An 823-nucleotide genomic window follows, 5' to 3' on the forward strand; every position below is an offset into this window, starting at 1 on the left:
AGAGTTAGCACAGTCACCTTGAGCGATTGCGTCAACACCTTCTACAGTGATAGCACCGTTACAGTTGTCTTGAGCAGTTAACGATACCATTGCAGGAACGTCACCGGCACAAGCCACAGTTACCGTAGCCGGAGCTTCAGGAGCTACAGGGGCTAAAGTATCTTGAATGCGAATTGTTTGTGTGAACTTGTCAGAAACATTTCCACAAGCATCAGTTACGGTCCAAGTATTTGTATAAGTACCTGAATTAGCACAAGTTGTTGAAACTACAAATTGTCCTTCAGTTTTAACAATATTAGTTACATCAGTATCACATGAATCAGAAGCGATTGGGAAAAGCGCTTGCGCTGCTGCCAAACCACTTGCATCTCCACATTCTAAAGTAACATCAAGTGAACCACTGGCAGATGTCCAAGTAGGAGCAATATTATCTGTAATACTTACAGTTACTGTTGCTGTATCACAGTTGTTAGGATTCAAGATTTCACAAATTTGATAAGTGAAAGTATAATCACCACAAGAACCACTTTGAGAAACAATTACATCTCCATTGTTATTAATGCTAACAAATGAATTATTACCTGATAATACGGAAAGTGTTACATTAGAAAGTGTAGCAGGATTTCCATTTAAAGTGTCATTTGTTAAGATGTTTCCAATAGTTCCATTAGCAGAACAAAGGATGTTGTTATAAGTATCATCTACTGCATCGATAGGTGCACCGATAACGTTAACAGTTACCACAGCAGTATCACAGTTAGAAGGATTCAAGATTTCACAAATTTGGTAAGTTACTGTGTAAGAACCGGCAGCAGTACCAGGT

The 823-nt window shown here is 38.9% G+C and carries 1 protein-coding gene; it reads right to left on the reverse strand.

All coding sequences use genetic code 11. From position 1 onward, the window contains the following. Positions 1-823, reverse strand: an 823-nt coding sequence (locus SK086_RS13585) for a hypothetical protein (RefSeq protein WP_324692345.1), incomplete at both ends; no start/stop codon positions are given.

This window comes from Flavobacterium cheonhonense (genome assembly GCF_035671315.1).
GTDB lineage: Bacteria > Bacteroidota > Bacteroidia > Flavobacteriales > Flavobacteriaceae > Flavobacterium > Flavobacterium cheonhonense.